Origin of the sequence: Alterirhizorhabdus solaris (assembly GCF_007785815.1) — a bacterium.
Taxonomy (GTDB): domain Bacteria; phylum Pseudomonadota; class Alphaproteobacteria; order Sphingomonadales; family Sphingomonadaceae; genus Alterirhizorhabdus; species Alterirhizorhabdus solaris.
The window spans coordinates 1-4,451 of sequence record NZ_VNIM01000168.1; the positions used below are offsets into that span (position 1 = coordinate 1).

Genomic DNA, 4,451 nt, shown 5'->3' on the forward strand with positions numbered 1-4,451 from the left:
GGATGGGGGCGGTGGTGGGCACGGTGTAGAAGGCGCGCGGCTCGATATGGTCGCCCGCGTCGCTCTCCTTGATGGTGTGCGTGTCGCCGTCCAGCGCCAGCCGCGCCGGGTTGGTCGCGCCGAGATACGCCCGGGTGAGCCGCGCGGCGTAGAGTTGGTGGAGCGAGGAGAGATTGATGAAGCCGCGCGCCCGCCCGGTCATCCCGATCAGCACCGTCAGCACGATCACCAGCACCACCGCCGGCCGTGCATCCAGCCCGCGCGGCCCCCATGCGTCGCCTTGCCAGAGCAGTGCCTGCACGGTGGCATCCACGAGGATCGCGACCGCGCCGTACAGCAGCACTCCGGCCACCAGCATCGCGATGGCGGCATGGCGGGCGAGGAAGCCCATGAGCCCGCCGCCCTTCGTTCTGCCGGCCAGCAAGCCTGACAGGCGGTTGATCGCGAAGGCGGCCGCCGGGATCAGCACGGTGGAGAGCAGCGGGCCGACGCCGCCGTCCAGCACCGCCGGCAGCCGCGCGCGCAATGCCAGCGCCAGGCTGTCGCACAGGCCGGCACTGGCGAGTACCAGCGCGGCAAGGCTGGCGGTGGTCAGCCAGGCGGTGAGCAGGCGGCGCATCTCGGCGGTGGGATTGGGAAAGCGCGTGCAGGATCGCAGATAGGCGGCGAGCGCGATGACGACGCCGACGACGATGAAGCCTGCGCCACCGGCGATGATCCACCATGCCGGCACCCCCGCCGTCTGCCGCAGGGGTGCCGCCCAGGGGCCGGCGCGGTGCCATGTCGAAACGTCCCACAGGATCACCGCCGTCCCCACGCCCGCCCCCAGCGCGGCCGTGGGCAGCGCCACACGCAGGAAGCGTCGCCGCGAATCGGCCGCATCGTCGCGCGTGCCCGAGCCGAGCGGCTGCGGGTTGCTCCGCATGTTCTCGGTCATCCAGTAGGCGAGGCCGCAGGCGCAGGCGCAGGCCAAAGCGACGGCGGCGAGGAACAGCCACGGGCTGAGGTGGACGACCGTCATCATCGCCGGGGGCGTCGGCGGGCAGCCGGGGCAGGGCGGCGCGGGCGTGGGCGCAAAGCGCAGGGTCGTTACCCGTGCCACGGCGTCGGCGAACGGCGACAGGCGAATGCCGCCCGCCAGCAGCAGCGTGCCGAGCGTGAACAGCCCGCCGATCGCGATCGCGAACACGTAGAGCATCGCGATCCAGTTGCGCACCAGATAGGCGGCGGCGGACGCATAGTCGCTCGGCCCGTTGGGTGCGAGGTAGCGGCTGTGCTGGAGAAGCCACCAGATCGGGTTGCGCAGGCGCTGGCCCGGCGCGGGGCCATCCACCTCGCGGTCGGCCGGCTCGCTGGTGAGCACGCCGAGCGCGTAGGCGTGCTGGGCATCGATGCCGGGCGGCACCGCGCCCGCCGGGTCGCACCAGTGCGGGCCGCGCTGCGCCTGCGGCAGGAACAGGGTGCGCAAAAAACCGCCGATATAGCCGCCGCCCGAGACGGTGCAGACGTAATCGAAATGGCCCATCAGCCCGTGCCTTGCCACCGCCTGCAGCAGCCCCAGCGACAGCGTGGCGCTGCGGATGCCACCGCCGGACAAGGCGATGCCGGCGGTGCCCGTGCCGCTCCAGCCCTCCACCACGGCGCCCGCCTCGGCCAGTGCGCGGCGGCGGCCGTCCAGGGCATGTTCGTCGAGATCGGTGGCCGCGCGGAAGCACGGATCGGCTGGCGGTGCATCGCTTGCCATGAGTCCCCCTTGCCGGAGAGTCGCAGGGGCGTGGATCTCGCTCCGTCGCCGCCGGAACGATTATCATGCGCCTCGCCCGGTCGCTTGGCAAATCGGTCGTTTCGCGCGCGGGGCTTTGCGGCTAGGTTCCACGCCACCTTGCCGGAGACCTGCCTTGAAGCCTTTCCTCGCCGCGCTGATCGCCACCGCCGCCATCGCCGCAACCCCCGCCACGGCCGCGCTGCCGGTAGGGGCCACCGCGCCCGATTTCGCCACGCAGGCCTCGCTCGCCGGCAAGCCGTTCCCGTTCCGCCTGTCGCAGGCGCTGAAGAAGGGGCCGGTGGTGCTGTATTTCTATCCCGCCGCCTTCACCTCCGGCTGCACCGTGGAGGCGCATGAGTTCGCCGAGGCGACCGATGATTTCAACCGGCTGGGCGCGACCGTGATCGGCGTGTCCGCCGACAAGATCGAGACGCTCAACAAGTTCTCGGTCAGCGAATGCCGCAACAAGTTCGCGGTGGCCTCCGCCACCCCGAAGGTGATCGCGGACTACGACGTGAAGCTGCCGGTGGTGGCCAAGTCGAACCGCACCTCCTTCGTGATCGCGCCCGATGGCAAGATCATTTATGCTTATTCCGCGCTCAGCCCGGCGGGTCACGTGTCCGGCACGATGAACGCGGTCAAGGCGTGGGAAGCCGCGCATCCGAAGCGGTGATGCGGCACGGATCGACCGGAGAGAGCCTGACATGACCGACATCGCCTTCATCACCGGCGCCAGTTCCGGCTTCGGCGCGGCGATCGCGCGGCGGTTCGTGGCGGACGGGCGGCGGGTGATCGCCGCCGCGCGCCGCCGCGACCGGCTGGATGCGCTGGCCGCCGAACTGGGCGACGCGCTGCTGCCGCTGACGCTGGACGTGACCGACGCCGATGCCGTGGCGGCGCTGCCCGGATCGCTGCCGGAGGAGTGGCGCGACGTGGCGATCCTCGTCAACAACGCCGGCCTCGCGCTCGGCACCGCGCCGGCGCACCAGACCTCGCTGGCGGACTGGACGCGGATGATCGCCACCAACGTGTCCGGCCTCGTCGGCATGACGCATGCGCTGCTGCCCGGCATGGTGGCGCGCGGGCGCGGGCATGTGGTGAACCTGGGCAGCGTGGCGGCCAACTATCCCTATCCCGGCGGCAACGTGTACGGCGCCACCAAGGCGTTCGTGCAGCAGTTCACGCTCGGGCTGAAGGCGGATCTGGCCGGCAGCGGCGTGCGGGTGAGCGACGTGCAGCCCGGCCTCGTCGGCGGCACCGAATTCTCCAACGTGCGGATGGCGGGCGACGACGCGAAGGCCGCCGCCGTCTATGCCGATACCGTGCCGATGACGGCGGAGGACGTGGCCGAGGCGGTGAGCTGGATCGTGGGCCTACCGCCGCATCTGAACGTCAACCGCATCGAGCTGATGCCCGACGTGCAGGGGCCGGGGCCGTTCACGGTGAAGCGCGGCTGACATGGCGACGACGGGTGCGACCGGGGCGGTGACGCCGCCCTCCACGCGGCGCGTGCTGGGGGCCAGCCTCGTCGGCACGGCGGTGGAATTCTACGACTTCTATATCTACGCCACCGCCGCCTCGCTGGTGTTCGGGCCGTTGTTCTTCCCCGTCTCGTCCCCCTCGGCGCAACTGCTCGCGGCCTATGCCAGCTTCGGCCTCGCCTTCCTCGCGCGGCCGCTGGGGGCCAGCGTGTTCGGCCATTTCGGCGATCGGGTGGGGCGCAAGTCCACGCTCGTCGCCTCGTTGCTGACAATGGGCGGCTGCACCACCGCCATCGCCTTCCTGCCGACCTACGCGGACATCGGTTGGTGGGCACCGCTGCTGCTGTGCCTCCTGCGCTTTGGTCAGGGCTTCGGCCTCGGCGGGGAGTGGGGCGGGGCGGCGCTGCTGGCTGTGGAAAATGCGCCGCCGGGCTGGCGCGCGCGCTTCGGCATGGTGCCGCAACTGGGCGCGCCGGTGGGGTTCATCGCCGCCAACGGGCTATTCCTGATCCTCGGCGTGGCGCTGACGCCCGACCAGTTCCGCGACTGGGGCTGGCGGCTGCCGTTCCTCGCTTCCGCGCTGCTGGTGGGCGTGGGCCTGTGGGTGCGGCTGAAGCTGACCGAGACGCCGGTGTTCGCCGCCGCGATGGCCGAGGCACCGCCGCCGCGCGTGCCGCTAGCCGAGGTGATGCGCCATCATCTGCGCGAGGTGGTGGCCGGCACCTTCGCCGTGGTCGCGTGCTTCGCCATCTTCTACATCGCGACCGCCTTCGCGCTCGGCTACGGCACCACCACGCTCGGCATCCCGCGCGAGAGTTTCCTCGGGCTGCAACTGGGCGCGATCCTGTTCATGGCGCTGGGCATCGTGGCATCGGGCTGGCTGGCGGACCGTACCAACCCGCGCCGGATATTGATGGGCGGATGCATCGGCACGGTGCTGGCGGGCTTCCTGCTCGCGCCGCTGATGGGCGACGGATCGCTGCCGGCGATCTTCGCCTTCCTGTCGCTGGCGCTGCTGCTGATGGGCTTCGTCTACGGCCCGCTCGGTGCGTGGCTGCCGGGGCTGTTCCCGGCGCATGTCCGCTACACGGGCGCGTCGATGGCGTTCAACATGGGCGGCATCATCGGCGGCGCGCTGGCCCCGATCATCTCGCAGGCACTGGCCGATCGCGGCGGGCTGCCGCTGGTGGGGGTGTATCTGGGGG

At 71.3% G+C, this 4,451-nt stretch carries 4 protein-coding genes; 3 read left to right on the top strand and 1 reads right to left on the bottom strand.

The window, feature by feature from the left end:
• Positions 1 to 1,744, bottom strand: a 1,744-nt coding sequence (locus FOY91_RS20725) for a patatin-like phospholipase domain-containing protein (RefSeq protein WP_203234662.1), incomplete at its 3' end; no start/stop codon positions are given.
• A 154-nt stretch (positions 1,745 to 1,898) separates the two neighbouring features.
• On the opposite strand from FOY91_RS20725, the gene FOY91_RS20730 reads away from it, so the two are divergent.
• From FOY91_RS20730 to FOY91_RS20740, 3 genes are all read left to right on the top strand, one after another.
• On the top strand, positions 1,899 to 2,438 hold the full coding sequence (locus tag FOY91_RS20730) for a peroxiredoxin (protein WP_238995825.1): 540 nt from the start codon (positions 1,899 to 1,901) through the stop codon (positions 2,436 to 2,438).
• A 31-nt stretch (positions 2,439 to 2,469) separates the two neighbouring features.
• Complete coding sequence (locus FOY91_RS20735) at positions 2,470 to 3,222, top strand: SDR family NAD(P)-dependent oxidoreductase (RefSeq protein WP_145155896.1); 753 nt, start codon at positions 2,470 to 2,472, stop codon at positions 3,220 to 3,222.
• A gap of 1 nt (position 3,223) precedes the next feature.
• Positions 3,224 to 4,451, top strand: a 1,228-nt coding sequence (locus tag FOY91_RS20740) for an MFS transporter (protein ID WP_145155898.1), incomplete at its 3' end; no start/stop codon positions are given.